This window comes from Mucilaginibacter kameinonensis, assembly GCF_003675385.1.
Taxonomy (GTDB): Bacteria; Bacteroidota; Bacteroidia; order Sphingobacteriales; family Sphingobacteriaceae; genus Mucilaginibacter; species Mucilaginibacter kameinonensis.
The window spans coordinates 932822-956543 of record NZ_RCWZ01000004.1 but is presented as its reverse complement, the minus strand read 5'-3'; the positions used below and the strand labels follow the sequence as shown (position 1 = coordinate 956543).

22 protein-coding genes are annotated in these 23722 nt (G+C 43.6%); 10 read left to right on the top strand and 12 right to left on the bottom strand.

The window, feature by feature from the left end; genetic code table 11:
- Window positions 1–99: 99 nt before the first annotated feature.
- A complete protein-coding gene (locus EAH55_RS22325) occupies window positions 100–387 on the bottom strand; it encodes a DUF3892 domain-containing protein (RefSeq protein ID WP_121811593.1) in 288 nt (95 codons plus the stop codon).
- A 238-nt stretch (window positions 388–625) separates the two neighbouring features.
- Here EAH55_RS22325 and EAH55_RS22320 point away from each other — a divergent pair, with 238 nt between their 5' ends.
- Complete coding sequence (locus EAH55_RS22320) at window positions 626–1087, top strand: DUF4268 domain-containing protein (RefSeq protein ID WP_121811592.1); 462 nt, start codon at window positions 626–628, stop codon at window positions 1085–1087.
- 77 nt (window positions 1088–1164) lie between these two features.
- Here EAH55_RS22320 and EAH55_RS22315 read toward each other — a convergent pair whose 3' ends face one another.
- The 9 genes from EAH55_RS22315 to EAH55_RS22275 all read right to left on the bottom strand — a co-directional run bounded on the left by EAH55_RS22315 (window position 1165) and on the right by EAH55_RS22275 (window position 11505).
- On the bottom strand, window positions 1165–1554 hold the full coding sequence (locus EAH55_RS22315) for a response regulator (RefSeq protein ID WP_121811591.1): 390 nt from the start codon (window positions 1552–1554) through the stop codon (window positions 1165–1167).
- Between the two features lie 102 nt (window positions 1555–1656).
- The gene (locus EAH55_RS22310; RefSeq protein WP_112572506.1) at window positions 1657–2259 is read right to left on the bottom strand and encodes a TetR/AcrR family transcriptional regulator; all 603 of its coding nucleotides are present in this window, start codon (window positions 2257–2259) and stop codon (window positions 1657–1659) included.
- A gap of 30 nt (window positions 2260–2289) precedes the next feature.
- Window positions 2290–3831, bottom strand: a complete 1542-nt coding sequence (locus tag EAH55_RS22305) for a DHA2 family efflux MFS transporter permease subunit (RefSeq protein ID WP_121811590.1) — start codon at window positions 3829–3831, stop codon at window positions 2290–2292.
- 81 nt (window positions 3832–3912) lie between these two features.
- Window positions 3913–4650 carry an SDR family oxidoreductase gene (locus tag EAH55_RS22300; RefSeq protein ID WP_121811589.1) on the bottom strand — a complete coding sequence of 246 codons (738 nt, stop codon included), beginning with the start codon at window positions 4648–4650 and terminating at the stop codon, window positions 3913–3915.
- Between the two features lie 358 nt (window positions 4651–5008).
- Window positions 5009–5602: a LutC/YkgG family protein gene (locus EAH55_RS22295; RefSeq protein ID WP_121811752.1), complete on the bottom strand. Its 594-nt coding sequence runs from the start codon at window positions 5600–5602 to the stop codon at window positions 5009–5011.
- Window positions 5599–6987, bottom strand: coding sequence for a lactate utilization protein B (locus EAH55_RS22290; RefSeq protein WP_121811588.1), 1389 nt, complete (start codon window positions 6985–6987; stop codon window positions 5599–5601). The genes EAH55_RS22295 and EAH55_RS22290 overlap by 4 nt, the downstream gene beginning before the upstream one ends.
- Window positions 6984–7724, bottom strand: coding sequence for a (Fe-S)-binding protein (locus tag EAH55_RS22285; protein WP_121811587.1), 741 nt, complete (start codon window positions 7722–7724; stop codon window positions 6984–6986). The genes EAH55_RS22290 and EAH55_RS22285 overlap by 4 nt, the downstream gene beginning before the upstream one ends.
- Before the next feature lie 330 nt (window positions 7725–8054).
- Entirely contained in the window at window positions 8055–8699 is a 645-nt protein-coding gene (locus EAH55_RS22280) for an START domain-containing protein (protein WP_121811586.1), read from the bottom strand.
- A 136-nt stretch (window positions 8700–8835) separates the two neighbouring features.
- On the bottom strand, window positions 8836–11505 hold the full coding sequence (locus EAH55_RS22275; RefSeq protein ID WP_121811585.1) for an alpha-L-rhamnosidase: 2670 nt from the start codon (window positions 11503–11505) through the stop codon (window positions 8836–8838).
- A gap of 299 nt (window positions 11506–11804) precedes the next feature.
- Here EAH55_RS22275 and argH point away from each other — a divergent pair, with 299 nt between their 5' ends.
- The 7 genes from argH to EAH55_RS22240 all read left to right on the top strand — a co-directional run bounded on the left by argH (window position 11805) and on the right by EAH55_RS22240 (window position 18158).
- Window positions 11805–13139 carry an argininosuccinate lyase gene (gene argH, locus EAH55_RS22270; protein ID WP_121811584.1) on the top strand — a complete coding sequence of 445 codons (1335 nt, stop codon included), beginning with the start codon at window positions 11805–11807 and terminating at the stop codon, window positions 13137–13139.
- 45 nt (window positions 13140–13184) lie between these two features.
- Window positions 13185–14282 (top strand): TlpA disulfide reductase family protein, encoded by a 1098-nt coding sequence (locus EAH55_RS22265; protein ID WP_121811583.1) that lies wholly within the window; start codon window positions 13185–13187, stop codon window positions 14280–14282.
- Between the two features lie 39 nt (window positions 14283–14321).
- Window positions 14322–14783 (top strand): HAD domain-containing protein, encoded by a 462-nt coding sequence (locus tag EAH55_RS22260; protein ID WP_121811582.1) that lies wholly within the window; start codon window positions 14322–14324, stop codon window positions 14781–14783.
- A gap of 70 nt (window positions 14784–14853) precedes the next feature.
- Window positions 14854–15060, top strand: coding sequence for a YwbE family protein (locus EAH55_RS22255; protein ID WP_091211944.1), 207 nt, complete (start codon window positions 14854–14856; stop codon window positions 15058–15060).
- A 56-nt stretch (window positions 15061–15116) separates the two neighbouring features.
- Window positions 15117–15815 (top strand): DUF1345 domain-containing protein, encoded by a 699-nt coding sequence (locus EAH55_RS22250; protein ID WP_121811581.1) that lies wholly within the window; start codon window positions 15117–15119, stop codon window positions 15813–15815.
- Window positions 15816–16112: 297 nt separating this feature from the next.
- Window positions 16113–17747, top strand: a complete 1635-nt coding sequence (locus EAH55_RS22245) for an amidase (protein WP_121811580.1) — start codon at window positions 16113–16115, stop codon at window positions 17745–17747.
- Window positions 17748–17756: 9 nt separating this feature from the next.
- Window positions 17757–18158 (top strand): helix-turn-helix domain-containing protein, encoded by a 402-nt coding sequence (locus tag EAH55_RS22240; protein WP_121811579.1) that lies wholly within the window; start codon window positions 17757–17759, stop codon window positions 18156–18158.
- A 23-nt stretch (window positions 18159–18181) separates the two neighbouring features.
- Here EAH55_RS22240 and EAH55_RS22235 read toward each other — a convergent pair whose 3' ends face one another.
- Window positions 18182–19165, bottom strand: coding sequence for a GlxA family transcriptional regulator (locus EAH55_RS22235; RefSeq protein ID WP_112572475.1), 984 nt, complete (start codon window positions 19163–19165; stop codon window positions 18182–18184).
- 128 nt (window positions 19166–19293) lie between these two features.
- Window positions 19294–19941 carry an ankyrin repeat domain-containing protein gene (locus EAH55_RS22230; protein WP_121811578.1) on the bottom strand — a complete coding sequence of 216 codons (648 nt, stop codon included), beginning with the start codon at window positions 19939–19941 and terminating at the stop codon, window positions 19294–19296.
- Window positions 19942–20214: 273 nt separating this feature from the next.
- Here EAH55_RS22230 and EAH55_RS22225 point away from each other — a divergent pair, with 273 nt between their 5' ends.
- The gene (locus EAH55_RS22225; RefSeq protein WP_121811577.1) at window positions 20215–22827 is read left to right on the top strand and encodes an FtsK/SpoIIIE family DNA translocase; all 2613 of its coding nucleotides are present in this window, start codon (window positions 20215–20217) and stop codon (window positions 22825–22827) included.
- 69 nt (window positions 22828–22896) lie between these two features.
- On the top strand, window positions 22897–23574 hold the full coding sequence (locus EAH55_RS22220; protein ID WP_121811576.1) for a LolA family protein: 678 nt from the start codon (window positions 22897–22899) through the stop codon (window positions 23572–23574).
- The last annotated feature ends 148 nt before the right edge of the window (window positions 23575–23722 follow it).

Here is a 23722-nt window from a genome sequence, read left to right as displayed (position 1 = left end):
GGGGGCAGGTTTGGTGTGTGGCTCAAATTTGCTTTGGTGTGGAGCTCAATTTTTGAGGCGAAAGGGAAAAGGTTAAAGGTTTAGTTTTTGCAGGACTGTTTAAACCTCTTCCAACGTCAGCAGGTTGTCAATACCCGCCCTGTCGGTTAATGATTTGAGGTGTTTTTTACCGCCGTTTTCTGGTTTTACTATGGTGAGGTAGGTTTTGCCTCGTTCGGTACTTACATACAGGGCCTGGCTATTAACTTCAATGCGGGCTATGGCTTCAGCAACGGAAATTACTACCCTTGGCCTGTCTAACGATTCATAATAACCAATGTGGGTGATCTGTTCAACCGTGCTCGATGCTTTGGGTTTATCAATACAATTTACCTGATAGCTTGCCATAAAATATAAATGTGGTAGGGATAAAGATATGGTTTATCTTTTTACCAGTGACATTATAAAAAATAGTGTTTTTCGCAGCTGTTACCTGCCTTTGTGCCATTGCTGCGCTTCGCTCGCAATAACATGGAGGAGAAATCATTTCACTTTCACATATCTCAATTTTCCTACACTTCGGATAACACTTTACATCGTTTAATTTTAAAACCCTTACTTTTGCCCCTTATCAATTCCCATAAATTTGTATTCAAAAGAACAGGCAACTCAATTAAAACAGGCTTTCTGGACAGCGTTCGGGCAATACTTAAAACCCCAGTTATCCGCCGATGGCCTGCGCACCAACTGGGTTAATTATAAAACAGGCATTAAACATCTGTATTTTAAAATGGAAGCTGATAAAAAGTCGGCTTTTATTGCCATAGAAATGAGCCACCCTGATGCAGACATTCAGCAATTGATGTTTGATCAGTTTATGGAATTAAAAAATGTGCTCAACGCCCAGCTCGATGAAGAATGGGACTGGCAATTGCATACTACCGACGAGTATAACAAAACTGTAAGCCGGATCATTAAAAGATTACCCGATGTAAGTGTATTTAAACAGGAAGACTGGCCCGTGCTCATCTCCTTTTTTAAACCAAGAATCATCGCGCTTGATGAGTTTTGGAGTGTAGCACAATATAGTTTTGAATTGTTTAAGTAAACTTTAAGGCTGGATAAAGTGAAAACTTACGAAGTTTTTAAAACTTCGTAAGTTTATAATTCTCAAGCAGAAAAATCTTACATTACGTGTGCCACGTCATCACCGGCTCCTAAAAAGCAGTGGTTAACCGTGTCAACAATATCGCTGATGTTAAAAGGCTTGGCAATAAAGGCATCGGAACCGTAATTACCTAATGATTCGAGTACGCGCGGGTAGGCTGATACCATCACCACCGGGATGTGCGCTGTAGCCGGGGTTGTTTTGAGCATGTGGCAAAGTTCACCACCATTAATACCGAATAAAATGTAGTCCAAAATTACAAGATCGGCATTGGCTGATAGGGCCGCCTTGCATATGTCATCAGTATAATTCAATACCTCAACTTCATAGTGCTCCATTTCAAGAGCATCTTTCATCACTTCCAAAATATCCTCGCTATCATCAAGGATCAAAATTTTTTTTGACATAAATAATAATTGGTAAAGGAGACAACGCTGGGAACGTTTCTTTTGTTTTCAAAGTTATGTCCAATTATTGTAACAATCAAGTCACAACCTGGGGCTATAAAATTACAGCTTCAGGCTATCTACCATGCTATGAACAGATGTCAAAACGATATCAAGATTTGCAGGTGAATCAGTCACTTTCGAGATCATGATTCCGCCTTCAATCATCGCAATCATGCTTAAAGCTGTCTCCGTAATATTAATGTCCGGTTTTAGTTCGCCGGCTTCAATACCTCCTTTAATAAGGTTTTCGATGCCGGTTTTCCAGCGGATTACCGCTTTGGCAGCTTTATCTTTTAACAGCGGATTAGTGTCATCGGCATCAACAGCGGTGTTCAGGATAGGGCAGCCGCCGGGAATAAAATCACCCCGGGTAAAGCTGTGATATACCTGGGCGTAAACCAATAGCTTATCATGATAGCTGGTAGCCCGCTGAATGCGCTCCTGGATCTGTTTACGCACCTTGCCCGAGTTATATTCAAATACTTCGGCAGCTACTTCTTCCTTGTTTTTAAAGTTGCCGTAAATGCTGCCTTTGGTAAGGCCGGTAGCCTCGGTAAGGTCAGAAAGAGAAGTGCCCGCGTAACCTTTTTTATTAAATACAGGTGAAGTACGCTCAATAATGAACTGACGCGTACGCTCGGCTTTTGACAATTCGTTTTCCATAATACAAATATACCAACTGGTATTTAGTTTTTAGTGGTCACTAACAATAACAACAGGTCTGGTTTGTTTTTTACGGCTAACAACCAAAAACAGGAGCGGCATCGCCAGTAAAAATATCAGGCCCGAAAACAGGTAGGCATCCAGGTAACTTAGCAGTGATGATTGCCTGTTAATGGTACTGTCAATAACAGCCATTGCTTTATTATGCGCGTCGAACGATGAGAAACCCCGGCTGCTGAAATAATTAGTTAACTTGGCTATCCTTGCCGTAGTTTGATCGTTAAAGATATTGATGTTCTGCAACAGGTCGCTGCGGTGCAACCCGAAACGTTGGGCAACATAGGTATTAATCACTGCGATACCAAAGGAGCCGCCTAATTGTCGCATCATGTTATTAAGGGCTGTACCCTGTGGGATATCTTTAGGCTCAAGACCTGATACAGCCAAAGCGGTAAGTGGAACGGTCAATAACGCGATACCCATAGCCCTGTAAATAAGCGGGCCAACCAAGTCGCCGGGTGATGCCTCCAGATTCATGTGCGACATTTGCCAGGTAAACGAGATGAAGATAACAAAGCCTGCGGTGATAATAACCAACGGTGATACTCCCTTCTTTAATAGCGTTGCTGAAAATAGCAAGCCCACAATGGCCAGCACCGCACCTGGTAACAAAATAAGCCCGGTAATGGTAGGCGGAAATAGTAACACCCTTTGTGCAAGTACCGGTGTAAGGAATACAGATGTAAATAATCCAAAACCGGTCACAAATGTAAGGATAGCAGCAACAGCCAGGGATTTGCTTCGTAATACCCTTAAATCAATAACCGAGTTAGGGGTTGTCAATTCCCACCAGATAAATGTGCTTAAAGAGATAACGGCTACAATAGTTAAAACGATAATGTAATTGGCAGAAAACCAGTCGTCAGTTTCACCACGTTCCAGCACAGTTTGAAGCGATCCAATGCCTATGATCAGCAGGAGAATCCCCCACCAGTCTACACTTTTTACTTTGGCTTTTATCTCCGGTTCTGTAACCAGTAATAAACTTGACACGGTTACAGCAATACCAATGGGGATGTTGATGTAAAAGATCCATGGCCAGCTATAATTTTCGGTAATGAAACCACCAAGGGTAGGGTCAATGGTCGGACCTAAAAACACACCCACGCCAAATAACGCGCTGGCTATGCTCACGCGCTCTTTACCATAAACCTCAAACACAATGGCCTGAGATACCGATAACAGTGCACCGCCGCCAATGCCTTGCAAGAAGCGGAAGGCGACCAGCGTCCAGATATTTGAGGCCAGCCCGCACATAGCCGAAAAGAAGGTAAACGCGATGATGGAGCCGATATAATAATTGCGGCGACCGAGTTTTGTGGTCAAAAAGCTGGTCATGGGTATTACTATAATGTTAGCTATGGCATAAGCTGTAATAACCCAGGATGTATCTTCAAGCGTGGCGCCAAGGTTACCGCTCATGTGCGATAGGGCTACGTTTACTATGGAGGTATCTATCAGTTCCATGATAGCGGCGGCTATAACGGTTATGATAAGGATGCTTTTTTTCATTGGAGTATGAATTATAAACTAATAATCGGCCTAAAAAATACCAATCGGTATTTTTTAGGCCGAAAAAATTAAACCAGAGAATTATCTCTGGTGAAGGGCTTTCAACGCTTCGGCTGGGTTTGACAGGAACAAGCGGTAGAATGGCTCGGTGCCACCAACGCGGATCTCGAAGTTATTGCTTTCAAAACCGGCAACAAATTCATCAGCAACCTGTGAGGCCGGGATACCGTTATGGCCACCAATCTCTGCCGAAAATTCGGTATCAACCAATGGTGGCATCAATTCAAATACTTTAACATTGGTATCTTCTAAAGCTACCCTTAACGAGATGGTGTATGAGTGTAAAGCAGCTTTACTTGCCGAATAGGTAGAAGTTTGTTTGCCGGGCAAAAAGGCAACTATTGATGATACGTTCACGATGGCAGCTTCGCTTTGTTGTTGTAAAACAGGCAACAATTTTTCATTTAAACGGATAACTGAAATATAGTTGGTAAACATTTCTGCTTGCGCGTTTTCAAAAACATTAGGCGTAGTAAGCAGGTCGTTGATTGATGCTGCACCGGCGTTATTGATCACTACGTTCAATTGAGGGAAATCTTTAGTCAGTTTTGCGGTTAACGCTTCTACATCATCGGCATTTGATATATCGGCTTTAATAGCAGTTACATTCTGTAATTGAGCTGCTGCTTTATCCAAACGTTCCTGGTTGCGGCCAATGATAATTACATGGTTATTTTTTGCTGATAGTTGTTTGGCAATTTCAAAACCTATACCGGCACTGCCACCGGTGATAAGTACTGTATTTTGTGAGTTTTTCATTTTGTTGAGTGTCATTAATTTCGACAAGACAAAAATATACCGATTGGTATATTTTTTTATCATCTTTTTGTCATTGTTGTAAATAGTTGATTTTTAGGAGAAATAGGGGGGCTCGGTTGTAAGGAATTAGCCTTGCGCTCGTTTGCAACGAGCGCTTAATATGGTCTGGCGATTGTATCGCCGTTTGCGTTATAAAGCAAACCAGTGTTACGCACTCGTTACAAACGAGCTCGAGATAAAATATGTAACAAAAACGTCATTTGCGAGGTACGAAGCAATCCCAAACTATACAGGGCGGACCTGCTTATAGGGGATTGCTTCGTACCTCGCAATGACGCTCTATTATTGAAATAATCTTTTACGAGAGTATAAACACCGATAAACTCCTCGGCCCGTGGGCGCCGATAACCAAGGATTGCTCAATATCGGCCGTTTTTGAAGGTCCGGAAATAAATGCGCCATAGCCGTAATCGGCCGCGCCAATGACCTGGTAGGCCTGGGCCATGGTAGGCACAAAATTATCTTTGCCAATCACAACTGCCAGATGCTGGGCAATAAAAGGTAATACCCGGCTGCCCATATCCTTTTCGGTGAGCCAAAGTGCACCGTTTTCGGCAACACCAAGTTGGGTGCGAAGTACCGTTAGTTCCACATCGGCAAAGTTGTGGCCGTCTTCGTGTTTTACGGTTTCGGCATAAATGTAATCGCTCAGCTCATCGAGGGCCGATATGATCTTTACGCCTGGCTTAAATTCATTATTGATGATAGTTTTAATCTCGTCAAAACTATTTACCTCGTAAACGAAGCTGCCGCCTGCTGTAGCTATGGTTTTGTATTTTGATACCAGGTCCGTTCTGACATCGGTTAACGTATTCAATACCTCCATATCAGGCAGAGGCAAAGCTGCTGGCTGATTAAATTTTACAGCGGCTAATATTTTTTCGCGGCTCATGAGTTTTTTGCTCCTTTCCTTTTGGCATACCACTCGCCAAATGATTCGTCGGGTGCTTTAGGCATTTCCCTTTGGTTATACCAGGGGTTTAATTTGTTATTTACCGCGAATGGAGCATATTTAAATACCAGTCGACCGGTTTTGCCGCCCATGCGGTATAAAGCTGGCGAAGCCAGTGTTAAAGCCATAGCCTTCATGGCCATAGTTTTTGCTTTAGGCGAATATCCTTCTTTGACAATTACCTGACGCCATTTATACAACTGGTCATGAATATCTATTTTAACCGGGCACACGTTACTGCACGAGCCACATAGGGTAGAAGCAAAGGGCAGATCGGCATATTTTTTCATATCCAGGTTAGGGGCCAGGATAGAACCAATTGGCCCGGCAACGGCTGTATGATAACTATGCCCACCACTTTTGCGGTAAACCGGGCAGGTGTTCATACATGCCCCGCAGCGAATACACTTTAATGAGTTGCGGAATTCCTCACGACCCAACTGAATGCTGCGACCGTTATCAACAATAATAATATGAATTTCGCTGCCATCCCGTGGTTTACTGAAATGGCTCGAATAAGTGGTGATCGGCTGCCCGGTAGCACTGCGGGTAAGCAGGCGTAAAAATACACCCAGATGCTTTCTTTCGGGAATGAGCTTTTCAATACCCATTGAGGCAATATGGATCTCGGCCAGGTGCGCGCCCATATCGGCATTGCCTTCGTTTGTGCAAATCACAAATTCGCCGGTTTCCGCAACAGCGAAGTTAACACCCGTAAGTGCCGCGCGACGGGTTAAAAATACCTCGCGCAAATGTTGACGCGCGGTTTCAGTCAATATTTTAGGGTCCGACTCGCCTTTGGCCGACCCTAAATGCTCGTGAAAAATATCGCCTATCTCTTCCTTTTTTTTATGGATACAAGGCAGTACGATGTGGCTTGGTGGCTCGTTGGCCAATTGTACAATACGCTCGCCAAGGTCGGAGTCAATTACGTCGATGCCGTGGTCTTTCAGGTAGTCGTTTAAATGGCACTCCTCGGTAAGCATCGATTTACTTTTTACCATTTTGGTAATGCCGCGTTGCTCAAGCAGGCTATGTACAATCTGGTTATGTTCTGCAGCATCTGCCGCCCAGTGTACTATAATGCCATTTTTAGTGGCGTTGGCCTCAAACTGCTCCAGATAGGTGCTCAGGTTTGAGAGTACGTTAAATTTTATTTGTGATGCCGTTTCGCGCAGTAATTCCCATTCGGGTAGTTTGTGTGCTGCAATATCCCTTTTTGCGCGTACCCACCACAGGGTTTCATCGTGCCAGTTTACACGGGGTTCATCACGGTTAAAGTCGGCAGCTAAATGCGGGTGATCTTTGGTGGTGGTAGTACTCATTGCATGCTGTGGTTTAAAATTTCGGCCACGTGAATTACTTTAACATCGCTGTTTTGACGGCGTAAAATACCTTCGAGGTGCATGAGGCATGACAGATCGGCCGAGGTGATGTATTGCGCACCGTGCGATACGTGATCGGCCACGCGGTCTTTACCCATTTTTGCCGATACCGCTTCTTCAACCACACAGAATGTTCCACCAAAACCGCAGCAATCGTCCTGGCGGCTTAATGGCACCAGCTCAAGCCCGTTAACCATATCAAGCAGTTGGGCCGGCTTGCTGAAAGGCTCTGCAACCAACTCGCTCATCTGGGCTATGCGTAATCCGCGCAGGCCGTGGCAACTTTGGTGCAAGCCAACCCGGTAAGGGAAGCTGGCCGACAATTGTTTCACCCGCAATATATCAACCAAAAACTCGGTGAGTTCATAAACCCTTTTACGGATCTCCGTTGCCTGTTCTTCTTTTCCATCGGCATGTAAATGCTCTTTGATGTGCAGGGTACAACTCCCCGACGGACAAACGATATAATCGTATCCCGAAAAATTATCGACAAATAAATTATTGCAACCGCCGGTTAAATGCTCATAGCCCGAATTGGCCATCGGCTGTCCGCAGCAGGTTTGATTTTTAGGGTAATGGACCTCACAGCCAAGTTTCTCCAGCAACTCCAGCGTGGCAATGGCCGCATTGGGATAAAACTGGTCAACATAGCAAGGAACAAACAAGGCAACTCTCATCGTTTACACGTTTACTTTATTGGTTAAAGCAATATTAGCGTTTATAATTTGCACAACTATCCTTTGGTATCCTGTAAGCAAATTAAACGGTTATACACTAAACACCGAAAGTACAGCTAAGTGTGATACGAGTTTTCAATTTTATTTGCAAAATGTTGACGTTTATTTGCAGAAAAAGAATTGTCTGAGCCGGGATTTGGGACCCGTATATACCACCAAGTCATTGCGAGGTACGAAGCAATCCCCGATTAGTAGAGCGGCTCTGTATAGTTTGGGATTGCTTCGTGCCTCGCAATGACGGTTGGATTAAGAAGTAGGGTACGGAGGAACTTACTGCACATATGACAACTTCACATCCTTATAAGCAGGTTTCTGAAGTTGTTTTTTTAAGCCTTTAAAGCTTTCTGTAGGGCCTTGCGCGGCAAACATATTGATGAGCCAGGCAGGTACAGAACCTCCGGGATCAAGGTGCAGGGTGTAAATAATGCTTACATGGGCGCTGTCAATGGGGGTAATAACCCATCTGCCGGTTGAGTTTTCAACCCTTACAATGCCATCTTTTGCTGGTACCATATTTGATATAACCGGCGCATCGATGGTAACCACTTTGGTTTTAGGATCTTGCGTAACTTTTAAATGCGCTACAAAATCGCGGTTATGTACCGGCCATGGAATGTTTACCTCTGAGTAATAATATATATCTGAGGGAGATACTTCTTTAATAACAGTGGCCGATTTGGTATGATAAACCCACTCGCTGCAGGTTTTAATATCCATTAGTACAGCTACCAATTGAGCCGCTGTGGCGTTAAAAGTGCATTCTACTTTAATGGCTTTGATCTTTGAATCGGGAATGTGCCGGGTATAAACCCTGATGCCTTCCTTGTCGGTGCTTAGCGACCATGGCTCTTCAGGTCCTGCCACGGCAAATTTGGCAATAAATAATAAAACGATGATAGATAATATCCTGCGCATTGTATCAGTGACTGTAAATAAGGTGTGACAAATTTATATACAAAAACAGGCCGGGATTGCCCCGGCCTGTCAGTAAATGGTCATTTGATATGTGCAGATATTAAAATATGAAAATGCTATGGCATTTGTGGCGATATTATTTTACCTCGAATACATAGCTGCCCGCGTTTATCTTGTACAACGCAGGATTGTTAATTGCCTTGCCGGCAAGATAAACTTTGCCCGCCGGGAAGGCAATGGTGGCACTTGAGTTTGCAGGTACGGTTACTTTATAAGTTACCCTTTTGCTGCTGCGCTGCCATGACGAAACAATATTACCATAAGGCCCTTTGTGGGTAGCGGTAAACTCATTTAAGCCCGGTACAAAATGCGGTTGCAGCAATACGTTTTTAAAACCCGGATGCTCAGGATCCGGATGGATACCTGCAATGCCTTTGTAAAGCCATGCGCCAATTTCGCCAAACATGATGTGGTTGAGTGAGATATCCGATTTAGCATCTATCTGCCAGTTTTCATACAGGGTGGTAGCACCGTTTACCATCCACCAGCCCCATGACGGGAAGGTTTCCTGCGATGCTATTTTGTAAGCCACATCCGAATAGCCATTATCGCTTAGTGCGCTTAAGATAGCTTTGGCTCCTAATATACCTACGTCTAAATGGAAATTATCGGCCTCAACACGTTTTGCCAAATTGGCCGCGATTTTACTTTTCATATTTTCAGGCACAACTCCCCAGTAAAGTGGTACGCTTAGTTCTGTTTGTAAGCCTTTGCCGTAAATGCCGGTCGCAGTATCTAAATATTTAGCGTTAATGGCATTTTTGATCTTATTGGACAATGCAGCGTATTTTACATAGTCGGCCTGTTTGCCTAATATTTTGGCTGCTTTGGCCAGTATGCTGGCATCGGTATAGTAATAAACCGATGAGGTTAACTCAACCGGCGAAACTGATTTTACCGGTACCCAATCGCCCAGGCCCCAGGTGGTGAGACCGCTTGGGTAAAGTTCATCAATGTGGTTCACATATTTTTCGATGGCGTTATAACTATCGGCCAATAGCTTACTATCGCCATAAAACAAATAAATATTATACGGAATAATGGCGATGGTGCTTGTCCAATCGGGGCCGTTGCCCCATTCGTAGCCCCAGCCACCGGTTGGGATAATAGATGGCAAAACGCCGTTGGGCTGCTGCTCGTCGCGATGATCAGCCAGCCATTTTTCATAAACTGTGATGCCATCAAAATTGTATAAACCCGTTTCGCTGGCGATGTGGGCATCGCCTGTCCAGCCATTCTTTTCGCGTTGGGGGCAGTCGGTTGGGTAACCGAACAAGTTACTTAAATAGCTATTGTTAGTGGCAGTCCAGATTTGGTTAATAGTTTGGTTAGATGCTTTAACCGTACCAATAGGTTCCACATCGCTGTGCATAAAAAAGGCCTTGATGTTTTCTTTACCGATTTGAATTGGTTTACTGCTGCTTACCTCAATGTATTGAAAACCTTTATAATTAAAGCGAGGCGAAAAAGTTTCCTGGCCCTTGCCGCCTAAAATGAAAATATCGGTTTGGAAAGGGTCTTTATCATCGGTAGGGCGGTAGTGCAGGTCTATATTTGACTGATCGACATGCCCGTTCTTATTCAATCTTTCAGCATGTTTCAGACGGATCACCGTACCCGAATCGCCTTTAACCGTAATTTGGCTTACACCCGAAATATTTCGGCCCATATCAAATACCCAAACGTCGCTGTCGAGTTTAGTAACACTTTTGGTGCTGATGGTATCAACCGCGCGGATAGGCTGCATAGCCTGCGATACAATATTCATAGAAGGCGCCGAACGGTTAATGACCGGCTTCCATTTACTATCGTCAAAGTTGGCGGTGTTCCAACCCGGTTGTTCCAGTCTGCCGTCGTAATGCTCGGCAGTATAAATGCTATTGAAAACGATAGGGCTGAGTGATGTTTTCCAGTCGGTACCTGATTTTACAGTTTCAACGGTACCATCGGTATAGGTTATACGCAAATCCATACAAAATGCCGGGCGACCGCGCCACGGTGCCTGGTGAAAGAACCAAACGGCTGTACTCTGGTGATTATACCAGCCGTTACCTAATAATACGCCAACCGCATTTTTGCCGCTTTGTAATTGTGCGGTAACATCATACGAAACGTAAAGTGTACGCCTGTCAAACCGGGTATACATAGGATCGAGCCTGTGATTGCCGATCTTTTTACCGTTTAGATAAAGTTCATATAAACCCGCGACGGCGATATAGGCCCGTGCCGAGCGGATAGGTTTAGCTACCTTAAATGTATTGCGGAAATAGGGCGCAGGGTTAACCGCTATCCCTTTATTATCGCTTATCCATGAGCCCTTCCAGTTTTGCATGCTCATCATGCCGGTTTCAAAACTGGCTACCGGCGATAATGTAAGCTTTTTACCTGCCTTGTCCCAAAGCTGAACCCGCCAGTAATATTTAGTAAAAGGTTTTAGTTGCTGGCCACTATAAGTAGCAAGGTTATTTGATGAAGCTATTTTGGTGGTGGTCCACGCGTTGCCTTTGCTTGTTGAAACAGCAACTGAATCGGTACCTACATAAAGCTGATAAGCACTTTGGGCTGCACCCTGTGCTTTATCGTTCATTAACCAGGTTAAGCGGGGATGCGCATTGTCGATACCTATGGGGTTTACAAGATATTCGGATTTAAGACCTGCAGCCCCCGGCGTTTGGGCTTGTGTTACCGAAAAAGAGCAGCATAATAAGGCAATGCAAAGCAATGGCTTACGTAAAGGGTGTTTCATGTGGTTAAGATAGCGGTTTATACAATATTGGCCAAAGGCTATGAAATGTTGTCGCAATCAACAATGTTAACCGGATAGATCGGGATTGGCATCCTGAACTGTCTTATTGTCTGAACTCGAATTAAACGAATTTTTGAATTTATCGAATCATCCATTTTGCTGTAATTCTGAGAATTCAATTAATTTCAAAAATTCCGGTTCAGACAAATTCACGCTTCCAGTTTGTTGGCGCCGAGCGGTGGTGACATTAAATAATACACAATAATGCACATAAATACACAAATTTATACATTTGCACCATGAGCAAGCTTTGGCAAAAAACTACCAACGTTAACGAACTGGTTGAAAACTTTACTGTTGGTCGCGACCGCGAATTTGATGAGCAAATGGCGGCGTTTGATGTTTTAGGATCGTTGGCCCACACCCGTATGCTGCAAAGCGTAGGGCTGATGGACGACACCGATCTGGAGCTTGTTCAGCGTGAGTTAAAAAATATTTATGCCGATATCGCAAAAGGAGGGTTCAAAATTGATGAGCATGTTGAAGACGTGCACTCGCAGGTTGAGTTACTACTGACGCAACGTATCGGCGATGCCGGCAAAAAGATCCATAGCGGCCGCTCCCGTAACGACCAGGTTTTGGTGGACCTGAAACTATTTTTCCGTAGCCAGCTGCAGGAAGTCGTTGAAAATACCGAAACTCTGTTTCGCCAGCTTATTGAACTGAGTGAAAAACATAAAGGCGTGTTATTGCCGGGTTACACCCACCTGCAGGTAGCCATGCCATCGTCATTCGGTTTGTGGTTTGGTGCTTATGCCGAAAGTTTGGTTGATGATTTGGAATTGGTTTTGGCTGCTTACCGCATCACTAATAAAAATCCGTTGGGTTCGGCTGCCGGTTATGGCTCGTCGTTTCCGCTTAATCGTACCTTAACTACACAACTTTTAGGCTTCGATAACCTGAACTATAACGTTGTTTACGCACAGATGGGGCGTGGGAAAACCGAGCGCATCATAGCACAGGCTATTTCAACCATCGCGGCAACGCTGGCTAAAATGGCCATGGATCAAACGTTATATCTAAGCCAGAATTTCTCGTTCGTAAGCTATCCGGATGCATTGACCACCGGCAGCAGCATCATGCCGCATAAAAAGAACCCGGACGTTTGGGAAATTATGCGCGGCAAATGTAACCGCCTGCAGGCATTGCCTACAGATGTAGCCATGATGACCACTAACCTACCATCCGGCTATCACCGTGAACTTCAGTTGCTAAAAGAACTGCTGTTCCCTGCCTTTGCCGATTTGAAACACTGCCTGCAAATGGCAACCTTCATGCTGCAAAATATCACTGTTAAAACAGATATCCTGAATGACGCTAAATACGCATACCTGTTCAGTGTAGAAGAAGTGAACCGTTTAACCCTGAGTGGCACACCATTCCGTGACGCTTACAAACAGGTTGGCCTGGCTATTGAAGCAGGTGATTTTAATCCAGATAAAACCGTGAACCATACACATGAAGGTAGTATTGGTAATTTGGGTAATGAGCAAATCTCGGCTTCTTTCGACAAGCTGATCAATAATTTTGACTTCGGAAAAGTAGAGCAGGCAATAAAAGGGTTGGTTGAATAGTTATCTTAGTATCAGGATAATTCTGAAAACCCTGATACTAAACCAATGAAAAAACCTTATTACATCATTTTGCTGATGCTCATCGGCCTGTTTTCCTGTAAACAAGATAATACAGTTACTATCAGAGGCAACATCAAAGGCCTTAAAAGCAAGTGGGTTTATTATAAACCTACATTTCCTATTGGAGGCAAATCCATCGATTCGGCCAAAGTCACTGATGGGAAATTTGAATTTAACTTTCGGCCTGATACCGCCTTCTTCGCTGATATTGTTTCTTTAAGTTATAAAGATGAAAAGGGGAAAAGAGAGTATATAGCTGTTGGTAATCCGAATGAACCCGCTAAAAATCATTCCAGGTACGTTGATTTTGTTGTAGGGACGGGAGTGACAACAATAACCGGTGATCTTTCTAAAACTGAGGGGGCAATCCTGAACGGTGGATCGCAATCTGAGTCGTATTTAAAGAATATAACGTTGCCTTATATCCGCATAAGTAAAGACAGCGTTAGGAGAGCTGCCCAGACAGAAAGGATAAAAAAAATTATTAGTGAAAACCCCGACTCATATTGGAGTTTATCAGCATTGCATAATTTTAGATTTTACGTAGAACATGCCCAATTAATAGAATTATACAACTCTTTTGGCGATGCCGCAAGAACATCTTACTATGGTAGAAAACTAAAGCAGTTTATAGACAATCAACCTGCAAATAAAAGTCAGTTTGCTAACAGCATTTTCAATGATGTTGATGAAAAACCGGTAAACCTGGTAGATAATACTAAAAAACTAAATATGGTGATATTCTGGGCGAGCTGGTGCGGGCCATGTCGCCAGGAAATCCCATCCTTAAAGCGAATTGCAGCTCAATTTAATAAAGATGATATAAGGTTTGTGAGCGTGTCAGTAGATGAAAAAAAAGAAAATTGGTTAACGGTTATGAAAGCTGAAGATATGCCTTGGCAGCAGTTGATCATCCCTCGGCCAATTTTTCAAAAAGCGCAAGTACAATACAATTTGGGATTTGTGCCACAGGTATACCTGGTTAATAATAAAAATATAGTAGTAAAAAAGATAGACGGTTTCAATGAGGGTAACGAAGAGCGCGTTAAAACTTTTATAGCCGATTATCTCGCGAAAAATTGATCTTTGCGAATATATGGGAACGTTCTTTAAGTGAAAGCCATGGTGATTTTGCTTGATATTGATGGTGTATTGGTAATCGAACCTGCATGGCGAAAAGTTGAATCGGAAGCAGACGGATTTACGCGGTTTGATAAACAATCCGCCAATAATCTTGCACATATCTTAGCAGAAACAAATGCCGCTGTGGTTTTAACTACAACACATCGAATTAATTTCACCAATCAACAGTGGTTTGAGATATTTAAGTTAAGAGGGATTGCTATAAATAGTATTTCGAAGTTAAACAACAAGCTATCTCTTGCCGAACTGGGGGAAAGGGGAAAAGAGATTGAAGTGTGGGCAAAAGATAATTGTGATGAAAATTTTGTAATTCTTGATGATGATCCGTCAATAAACCAACTGCCCGAATGGATAACACAGCGATGGGTAACCATAAAGCCATTTAAAGGAATTGACGACGAAGCAAAACAAAAGACATTATCAATCCTGTTAGATCGGTGAAATCAAACCAATCAGAAATATCAAAAAGGTGAAATCAGCGCAATCAACGTAATAAAAACAATCAACGGTCATGAACGGACAAAACAGAAGCGATATATACCCAGGCCTTGAGGTTGACATTATACTTAAAAAAGATCAGCGTACCGGTACGCTTACACGCGGCTTTGTGAAGCGATTGCTTACCAGTGCGGCTTACCACTCGCGCGGGATAAAAGTGCAGCTGGATGACGGACAGGTAGGCCGTGTGGCCTGGATTGTTGAGGAAGACGATTTTTAGTATCTTCATTTATTCTACACTAATCATGTGCATATTTACCGTGTAGCCTAAGTGATATGTCTCAAAAAGCCAGAATAAAAACAAAAGTATTTTTTAGTCTTGATGCCCATCACCGCCTCCTGATCTCATTGGGAGCTGCCGCGATAACTTTATTTCTTTCATGGGGGCATTTTTCGGCACCGGTAATTGCTCTGGTAACCTGGATAGCGTTTGGTATGTGCATCATCATTATGGATTGGATCATTATCCTGACCGCCAAACCGGCCGAGATCCGAAGGATAGCGAGTATCGAAGACTCGAGCCGTACGCTGATATTTTTGTTTGTAATAGTAGCTTCAATGGCAAGCTTGCTGGCAATCGTGTTTTTACTGATATCTACTAAAAATCAGTCGGACGAGGTGGTGACCGCCCGGGTTTTACTGGCTATGGGCTCAGTTATTATCTCATGGTGGCTGGTGCATACCATTTTTACCCTGCGATACGCGCATATGTACTACGCTACCGATCCGGACGATGATAAAAAAATAAAACCATTAGGTGGCCTTGACTTTCCGGGCGATTTAAAAGAGCCGGATTACCTCGACTTCGTTTATTTCTCATTCGTTATCGGCATGACTTTCCAGGTATCCGATGTCGAGATCTCTGCCCGGTCTATCCGCCGCCTGGCCTGGTTGCATGGCTTAATTTCTTTCGCTTTTAATACGGCTATTGTGGCGCTGAGTATTAATGTGATATCGGGGATGATATCGAAGTAAGATTAAATCACATGAAATTGAATCCTTAGCATTGCCGGGTGATTTAAACCCGCAGTTCATAATATCTCAACCTGTCATGCTGAACTTGTTTCAGCACCCCACAGGATGGGTTGGCGATTTGATTGGCGGGCGACTTAGCAAGTGGGTTGTTGAAACAAGTTCAACATGACCGCGCTCTTTGCTGCCATTCTCCTTGTATTTTCCTTCACATTGTAACATTTAACTATCTCCACCCTCCACAATTTTCAAAGTAGTTAAATATTTTGTTACTTGTAATGCCTTTTATTTTAAACATTTATGCATAGAAGAAATTTCCTCAAAACCGGCTCGCTGGCCGGGCTAACGATATCTACTTTGGTAGCTGCTTCCTGCAATCAGCCATCTGCGACGAGCAAAGCCGATGATACTGTTGCTGCCGAAAACAGCAAGGACGATATATTTGAACTGAGCGAAATAACAATAACTGATCTGCAGCAAAAAATGCAGAGCAAACAGTTTACTTCAAGGCTCATCACCGAGCTGTACCTGAAACGTATAGATCAGATCGATAAAAAGGGTATTATGCTCAACTCTGTGATCGAGATTAATAAAGATGCCCTGAATATGGCCGATGCCATGGATAGGGAACGCGAAAAAGGTAAAGTACGCGGTCCGCTGCATGGCATACCTGTACTCATTAAGGATAATATTAATACAGGCGATAATATGCATACCACGGCAGGTTCGTTGGCTTTGGCCGATAATTTTGCTAAACAGGATGCTTTTATAGTGCATAAGCTTCGCGAGGCGGGAGCGGTGATATTGGGTAAAACCAATTTAAGCGAATGGGCAAATTTCCGGTCTACACATTCAACCAGCGCCTGGAGCAGCAGGGGAGGGCAGACTAAAAACCCTTATATTTTAGACAGGAACCCCAGCGGTTCAAGTGCCGGTACGGGAACGGCCGTTGCAGCTAACCTTTGTGTTATAGGCATCGGTACCGAAACTAATGGCTCTATTGTTTCGCCGGCTTCGGTTAATGGCTTGGTGGGCATTAAGCCGACTGTGGGCTTATGGAGCCGGTCGGGAATAATTCCCATCTCTAAAACTCAAGATACCGCCGGCCCAATGACGCGTACGGTTAAAGATGCCGCCATATTGCTTGGGGCACTTACCGGGATAGATACGCTTGACCTGGCAACCCTTGGAAGCAAAGACAGAGTAGAGGCCGACTATACCAAATTTTTAGATGCCAACGGTTTACAAGGCAAACGGCTTGGTATCGAAAAATCGGCATTAAATGATAATCCGGCTGTTGTAGCACTATTGCAGGAAGCTATCAAAACCTTGAAAAGCAAGGGTGCTGAGGTGGTGGAGATAGAATTGAACAAAGAGTTGAAAACCATCAATAATAGTGAGTTTAATGTACTACTTTATGAATTTAAAGACGGCCTTAACCAATACTTTGTTAACGCTAATAGCAAAATAAAAACGCTGGCCGATGTGATTGCCTTTAACAAGCAGAACGAGGCCAAAGCCATGCCATTTTTTAAACAAGAGATTCTGGAGCAGGCCCAGGCCAAAGGCGGTTTGAACAGCAAGGAATATCTTGACGCGGTTAAGCAAACCTTTACTGGTACCCGTAAAGTTATTGATGACATGCTGGCCAAATACAAGCTCGATGCTATTATCGGCACAACCAACGGTCCGGCAGTATGTATCGACCTGGTAAATGGTGATTATGATAATGGCTTCAGCTTTTCCGGGCCGGCTGCTATGGCCGGGTATCCGCACATCACGGTACCTATGGGGCTGGCGCATGGTTTGCCAATTGGGTTATCGTTTTTTAGTACCGCATATACAGAAGGGGAAATCATCAAATTAGGATATGCCTATGAGCAGGCATCTAAAAAGCGGGTAGCACCTTTGTTTAAGCCCGATCTGTTTGCTTAATTTTGCGTTATGGAAGCAACGCTTACCGTTCCGAAGAAAATACTGGCCCGGCAGCATGAAATTACTGCCGACTATCTAAAGGCTGTTGACAAACATCTTGACGATGTGCTGAACAAGCGCGTATTGGATATGTACGAGATCCGTGATTTTGCCGATGAAATGCATATCCATCCCACGCATTTAAGCAATACCATCAAGCTTACTACCGGCAAACATCCCTGTTTCTTTTTTGAGGAAAAGATCATGGAAATTGCCAAAGCCATGCTGCAGGAAAATCAGGTAAGCGTAGCCGAAATAGCAGGCAAGCTTACCTTCGATCCGTCAAATTTTACTAAATTCTTTAAACGTTTTGAAGGGGTAACCCCCAAGCAATACCGTGAGCAATGGCTGATTGCTAAGCTTGAACCGTAAACGTGGGATGTGAAAACGTAAATCTAATTCTCTAACACGGCCCTTCTGCAATATTTGCTGCGATAATCCTGTGGGGTTAAGCCTGTTATCCTTTTAAATATCTTTCGGAAAGTCTTTAAGTCGTTATAGCCTACTTTATACATCAGCTCGCTGATGTTATGGTTGGTTTTCTCCAACCCTTTTTTTACCGATTCTATCTTTACCTTTTGCAGGTATTCCATAGGGGTGTTTTGGGTAGCGCTTTTAAAACGGCGGATAAAATTGCGCTTGCTCATATTGGTTTGCCCGGCAATTTCCTCTACCGAAATAGGCAGATGGTAATTGTTTTCAATAAATAATTGTGAGCGCATAATTTCCTGGTCTTCATGCTGATGCTGACCTTCAAACACTTTGAAATGTGCCTGACTGGTACGGTCAATGTCCAGCGAAAACATTTTACTGGCCCAGATGCCGGTATCCCGGCCGCAATATTTTTCAATAAGGTATAGTACCAGGTTCATGCTTGAAAAGGCTCCGCCGCTGGTGTAGGTACCATCTTTATCGGTAGTCACCATGTCGGGTAAAATATCTACCTGGGGGTAGCGGCGTTTCATATCGTCAACAGCAACCCAATGCGTGGTACAGGGTTTGCCGTTAAGTACCCCTGCTTCGGCCAAAAAATAGCTGCCAAAACATAGGCTGGCTACTTCGGCACCTTTATCATACATATTTTTGATAAAATCTATCAGGTTTTTGTTTTTACGCATCACCAAATCAGGCGGACCGTAAAATGCCGGAGCTATAACCAGGTCGATATTATCGATCTCGTCAATGGTTTTGAAACCGGTAAACTGGGCAGGAAAATAAAGCAGGTTATTGTTTATTTTTTCGCCTACAAGCATTACGCTGAAAGCTTCGGTTTTGCCGCTTTCTACCAAAAAACGGTTGGTATGCCTCACCATATCCAATACCCCGGAAATGGTTGAAAGATTGATGTCTTCGTGAATAAGCAGCGCTATTTCTCTCATTTGTTATAATTCAGGTTATTACAAATATATAAAAGCACCCGACACAAAAACATGCGATAAGCTTTAAAAAACGCCCATGAACTATAAAATACTATCGCTTAATCAGTTTGAAATTAAGCGTTTAAACATTAACTCAGGATGTCGGCTATTTCTTCAAAGCCTTTTTCGCGGGCCAGATCGGCAGGGAGTTTACCGCCTTCCATACGGGTAAAAACTTCGGCTCCGCTTTCCAGTAACAGGATAATGAGCTCCAGGTTGCCATTTTGTGCAGCCGAATGCAGAGGGGTAGCACCTGCTTGTTGTACAACGTTCACTTTAGCGCCGTTTTCAATCAGCATCCGGGCAATTTCGGTGTAATTACCGGCGGCAGCCGAATGAATAGGAAAAACGTTGAACCCATTATTTGATTGAAGATTTACGCTTGCACCTTTAAGCACCAGGTATCGCGCCACATCAAACTGACCAAAATAGCAAGCCAATCCAAGGGCGGTAAAGCCATCATCGGCATAATCATCCAGCGTATTTGGGTTGCTGCTTACCAGGTGGGCAACAATATCGAATTTACCGGCGGCAGCAGCTTCAAATAAACTGATATCGCTTACGTAATTTAACAGCAAATTGGTAACCTCGGGCTTTTTATAATAGCACGAAAGCATAAGCGGAGATACGTTAAGGCTCGTTTTTTTGGTAGCCAATGCCCGGTCGCGGCCAAGCAGGGTATTGATACTATCTAAATCGGCAGATGCAATGTATTCTTCCAGTCTTTCTATGCTCATTACTCGGTTAAGTAAAGCGTGACTATTAAGCCCGCTGTATATTTGCTTTATTAAAGTTGCTTTTTATGTTAGAGGTAAATGTTGTTTTTCAATTATACTAAAAAATTAAAAATGTTACCAATAAGTTATATAATCTGTTAACTTTATATTCATTCGGCCTGTAATTTTTGGCAGGTTAATGAATCTTATATAAAATATTTACCGGGTGTAGCCGCAAAGTTTACATAGGTGAAATTTTACGTAAGTTTGCACATAAACGATTGTTACATCAGGATGCCGGCAAAAGGAAACCAGTTTAGAACTAATAATTTCAAGGGAGAAAATCAGCCACGCCAAACCGGTAAAGCTGAAAAGGAACGTGCGACAGGCAGGAGATTACCTAAGCTGCCCAGCTTTGATTTTGACTATGAAAATGGCAAAGCTGTTAAAATTGCGGGTTTGTTTTCGCTGCTTTTATCTGTTTTTTTCCTGATTGCTTTTACCTCGTACCTGTTTACCTGGCAGGAAGATCAAAGCTATATTTCCAAAACAAATGGCGGTTGGCATAACCTTTCAACTGGTACCACTATTCATGAAATAGCAGACCTCAACGATCAAACCGTCAGGGCACAAAACTGGCTGGGTAAGTTTGGAGCGCTGTTATCAAACCAGTTTATTTATGAGTGGTTTGGTGTGGCTTCGTTCATATTTGTTTTTGTGTTTTTTGTTGCTGGATACCGTTTGCTTTTCAAGGCAAGGTTGTTTTCTATCCGTAAAACACTGGCATACTCGTTATTCAGCATTATTTTTATCTCGGTAGCGATAGCTTATTTTCACTCATTTATTATTGATTATCCGCACTACTTTGAAGGTGGCTTTGGTTTTTGGAGCAACCGCTTACTTGCAGCACAGATAGGCGAGGCGGGTACCGGAGGCTTGCTGGTGTTTTTGGCCCTTACCGTATTGGTAATAGCCTATAACATCGACTTTAAAATACCTAAACGTAAAGACCGTCCGGTAGCACCGATGGAGGTTGAAGAAGTAGCGCCCGAACCGGTTGAATTGATTGACGAAGAACCATCAGAACCTCTTGAATGGCCGCGGGGAAATAATAAGATTCGTGAAACCCATGTAAGCAGTATTATGCCTGAACCAATGGTGCAGGAACCGCTTACCCCTCCATCACAATTCAGGCAGCCTCCTATGGAGCAGGTGCCCGAATATCATGAGCCTGTTGTATTACGTCCGGAAAATACCCTTAAACACGAACCGGAAGAAGAGGATGAGATCCCACTTACTATTGATACCAACAGGCCTCTGCCCGAACTGAGTGTTGAGCAGGCCGATGAAGCTAAAAAGGATGATTTGCTAAGCAAGTTTGGTGTTTACGACCACAAACTCGACCTGGCTTCCTATAAACTGCCGCACCTTGAGTTGTTGGAAAACCATGGTTCAAACAAGATCTCGGTTAATGCCGAAGAGCTGGAAGCTAACAAGAACAAGATTGTTGAAACGCTGAACCACTACAACATCGAGATTGATAAGATCAAAGCGACTATCGGGCCAACAGTTACTCTGTATGAGATAATCCCGGCCCCAGGTGTAAGGATCAGTAAGATCAAGAACCTGGAGGATGATATCGCGTTAAGTCTGGCAGCCTTGGGGATCCGTATCATTGCGCCTATGCCGGGTAAAGGTACTATCGGTATCGAGGTACCAAACCAGAATCCGGAGATGGTTTCGATGCGTTCGATATTATCGACAGAAAAATACCAGAATACAACCATGGACCTGCCTATAGCTTTAGGTAAAACCATATCAAACGAAGTGTTTATTGCCGATTTGGCCAAAATGCCTCACTTACTGGTAGCGGGTGCCACCGGTCAGGGTAAATCGGTTGGTATTAACGCTATCCTGGTATCGCTATTATATAAAAAGCACCCGGCCGAGCTTAAGTTTGTTTTGGTTGACCCTAAAAAGGTAGAACTTACGCTTTTCCGCAAGATAGAAAGGCACTTTTTGGCGAAATTACCCGATGATGGCGATGCCATTATTACGGATACCAAAAAGGTAGTAAATACGCTCAATTCGCTTTGTATTGAGATGGATCAGCGTTATGACTTGTTGAAAGATGCACAGGTACGTAACCTGAAAGAGTACAACGCCAAATTTGTGAACCGCAAGATCAGCGATCCCGAAAAACATCGCTATCTGCCATTTATAGTACTGGTAATTGACGAGTTTGCCGATTTGATGATGACCGCTGGTAAAGAGGTGGAAATGCCTATTGCCCGTATCGCGCAGCTGGCCCGTGCGGTGGGGATCCATTTGGTTATCGCTACGCAGCGCCCTTCTGTAAATATCATTACAGGTACTATTAAAGCCAACTTCCCGTCGAGGCTGGCATTTAGGGTACTTTCTAAGATTGACTCACGTACCATTTTGGATGCGGGTGGTGCCGATCAGCTGATCGGTCGCGGGGACATGTTGTTCTCAACCGGCAGCGACCTGATCCGTTTACAGTGCGCCTTTGTAGATACGCCTGAAGTTGAAGCTATCTCCGACTTTATTGGCAACCAAAAAGGTTATCCATCGGCCATGTACCTGCCTGAATATGTTGGCGAAGGTGAAGCCAGCAGCGGGGCCAAAGAGTATGATCCTGATGACCGCGACCCGATGTTCGAAGATGCCGCGCGTTTAATTGTACTGCATCAGCAGGGCTCAACTTCGCTTATTCAGCGTAAAATGAAACTGGGCTATAACCGCGCCGGTCGTATCATTGACCAGCTGGAAGCAGCAGGAATTGTTGGTCCGTTTGAAGGCAGCAAAGCCCGCGACGTGCTTTATCCTGATGAGTACAGCCTTGAGCGTTACCTGGAAACGCTGCAAAAACCTATTAAAGATTAAACCAAGCAAAATTTAATTACTCTAATCCAATAACTATTAATGATTATAGTTGTTGTTGAATAAAACTGAATGAAAAAGATCATAGCATATACCATTTTAGCAATAAGTACATACAGCACGGCTTTTGCGCAAAAAGACAGCCAGGCAAAAGCGATTTTAGGTGAGGTTAGTCAAAAGTATCGTTCATACGATGTTATAAAAACCGATTTTACCCTGAGCCTCAATAACCAGCAGGCCAACATCAAAGAAACACAAACCGGTACGTTGGTATCAAAAGCGAAATCCGGAAAATACAGGGTAACATTGTATAACTCGGCAGCAAAACCCGAAGTTGATAAGGAAATACTAAGCGATGGCAAAAGTCAGTGGACTTACCTAAAAAAAGATAAAGAAGTACAGGTAAGCGATGCCGATAAAAACGGCGACGGACTAAGCAACCCGGCCCAGATTTTTACCATGTATGAAAAAGGTTTCAAATACCTGTACACCGGCGAACAGAAGATAGCAGGTAAAACCTATCAAACCATTGAGCTTACTCCGGAAGATGAGAAAAAGGCCATTTACAAAGTAAAACTCACTATCGATAAGGTAAAAAAGCAAATCTACAGCGCCTTACTGTTTGATAAGAACGGAAACAGGTATACTTATACCGTCCGCACCTTTACTCCAAATGTACCTGCGCCCGATGCAACTTTTGCGTGGGATGTTAAAGGCCACCCTGGTGTTGAATTGGTGGACTTGAGGTAAGTTTTATTTAGATGTGAGATATTTGAAGGCGGGAGGTTTACTTCCCGCTTTTTTTGTTTCTTTTAATTTTTTCGCCGCCGCTCGCCTCCCGGCTACAAGTGTTGGAAAGACGGGGATTACCGGGGTATTAATATAAAATATGTCATTG

Bases quoted from the DNA above. Each gene is read 5' to 3' on its own strand.
- EAH55_RS22325 (WP_121811593.1), bottom strand. From the start codon at position 387: ATGGCAAGCTATCAGGTAAATTGTATTGATAAACCCAAAGCATCGAGC.
- EAH55_RS22315 (WP_121811591.1), bottom strand. From the start codon at position 1,554: ATGTCAAAAAAAATTTTGATCCTTGATGATAGCGAGGATATTTTGGAA.
- EAH55_RS22310 (WP_112572506.1), bottom strand. From the start codon at position 2,259: ATGGAAAACGAATTGTCAAAAGCCGAGCGTACGCGTCAGTTCATTATT.
- EAH55_RS22305 (WP_121811590.1), bottom strand. From the start codon at position 3,831: ATGAAAAAAAGCATCCTTATCATAACCGTTATAGCCGCCGCTATCATG.
- EAH55_RS22300 (WP_121811589.1), bottom strand. From the start codon at position 4,650: ATGAAAAACTCACAAAATACAGTACTTATCACCGGTGGCAGTGCCGGT.
- EAH55_RS22295 (WP_121811752.1), bottom strand. From the start codon at position 5,602: ATGAGCCGCGAAAAAATATTAGCCGCTGTAAAATTTAATCAGCCAGCA.
- EAH55_RS22290 (WP_121811588.1), bottom strand. From the start codon at position 6,987: ATGAGTACTACCACCACCAAAGATCACCCGCATTTAGCTGCCGACTTT.
- EAH55_RS22285 (WP_121811587.1), bottom strand. From the start codon at position 7,724: ATGAGAGTTGCCTTGTTTGTTCCTTGCTATGTTGACCAGTTTTATCCC.
- EAH55_RS22280 (WP_121811586.1), bottom strand. From the start codon at position 8,699: ATGCGCAGGATATTATCTATCATCGTTTTATTATTTATTGCCAAATTT.
- EAH55_RS22275 (WP_121811585.1), bottom strand. From the start codon at position 11,505: ATGAAACACCCTTTACGTAAGCCATTGCTTTGCATTGCCTTATTATGC.
- argH (WP_121811584.1), top strand. From the start codon at position 11,805: ATGAGCAAGCTTTGGCAAAAAACTACCAACGTTAACGAACTGGTTGAA.
- EAH55_RS22265 (WP_121811583.1), top strand. From the start codon at position 13,185: ATGAAAAAACCTTATTACATCATTTTGCTGATGCTCATCGGCCTGTTT.
- EAH55_RS22260 (WP_121811582.1), top strand. From the start codon at position 14,322: ATGGTGATTTTGCTTGATATTGATGGTGTATTGGTAATCGAACCTGCA.
- EAH55_RS22255 (WP_091211944.1), top strand. From the start codon at position 14,854: ATGAACGGACAAAACAGAAGCGATATATACCCAGGCCTTGAGGTTGAC.
- EAH55_RS22250 (WP_121811581.1), top strand. From the start codon at position 15,117: ATGTCTCAAAAAGCCAGAATAAAAACAAAAGTATTTTTTAGTCTTGAT.
- EAH55_RS22245 (WP_121811580.1), top strand. From the start codon at position 16,113: ATGCATAGAAGAAATTTCCTCAAAACCGGCTCGCTGGCCGGGCTAACG.
- EAH55_RS22240 (WP_121811579.1), top strand. From the start codon at position 17,757: ATGGAAGCAACGCTTACCGTTCCGAAGAAAATACTGGCCCGGCAGCAT.
- EAH55_RS22235 (WP_112572475.1), bottom strand. From the start codon at position 19,165: ATGAGAGAAATAGCGCTGCTTATTCACGAAGACATCAATCTTTCAACC.
- EAH55_RS22230 (WP_121811578.1), bottom strand. From the start codon at position 19,941: ATGAGCATAGAAAGACTGGAAGAATACATTGCATCTGCCGATTTAGAT.
- EAH55_RS22225 (WP_121811577.1), top strand. From the start codon at position 20,215: ATGCCGGCAAAAGGAAACCAGTTTAGAACTAATAATTTCAAGGGAGAA.
- EAH55_RS22220 (WP_121811576.1), top strand. From the start codon at position 22,897: ATGAAAAAGATCATAGCATATACCATTTTAGCAATAAGTACATACAGC.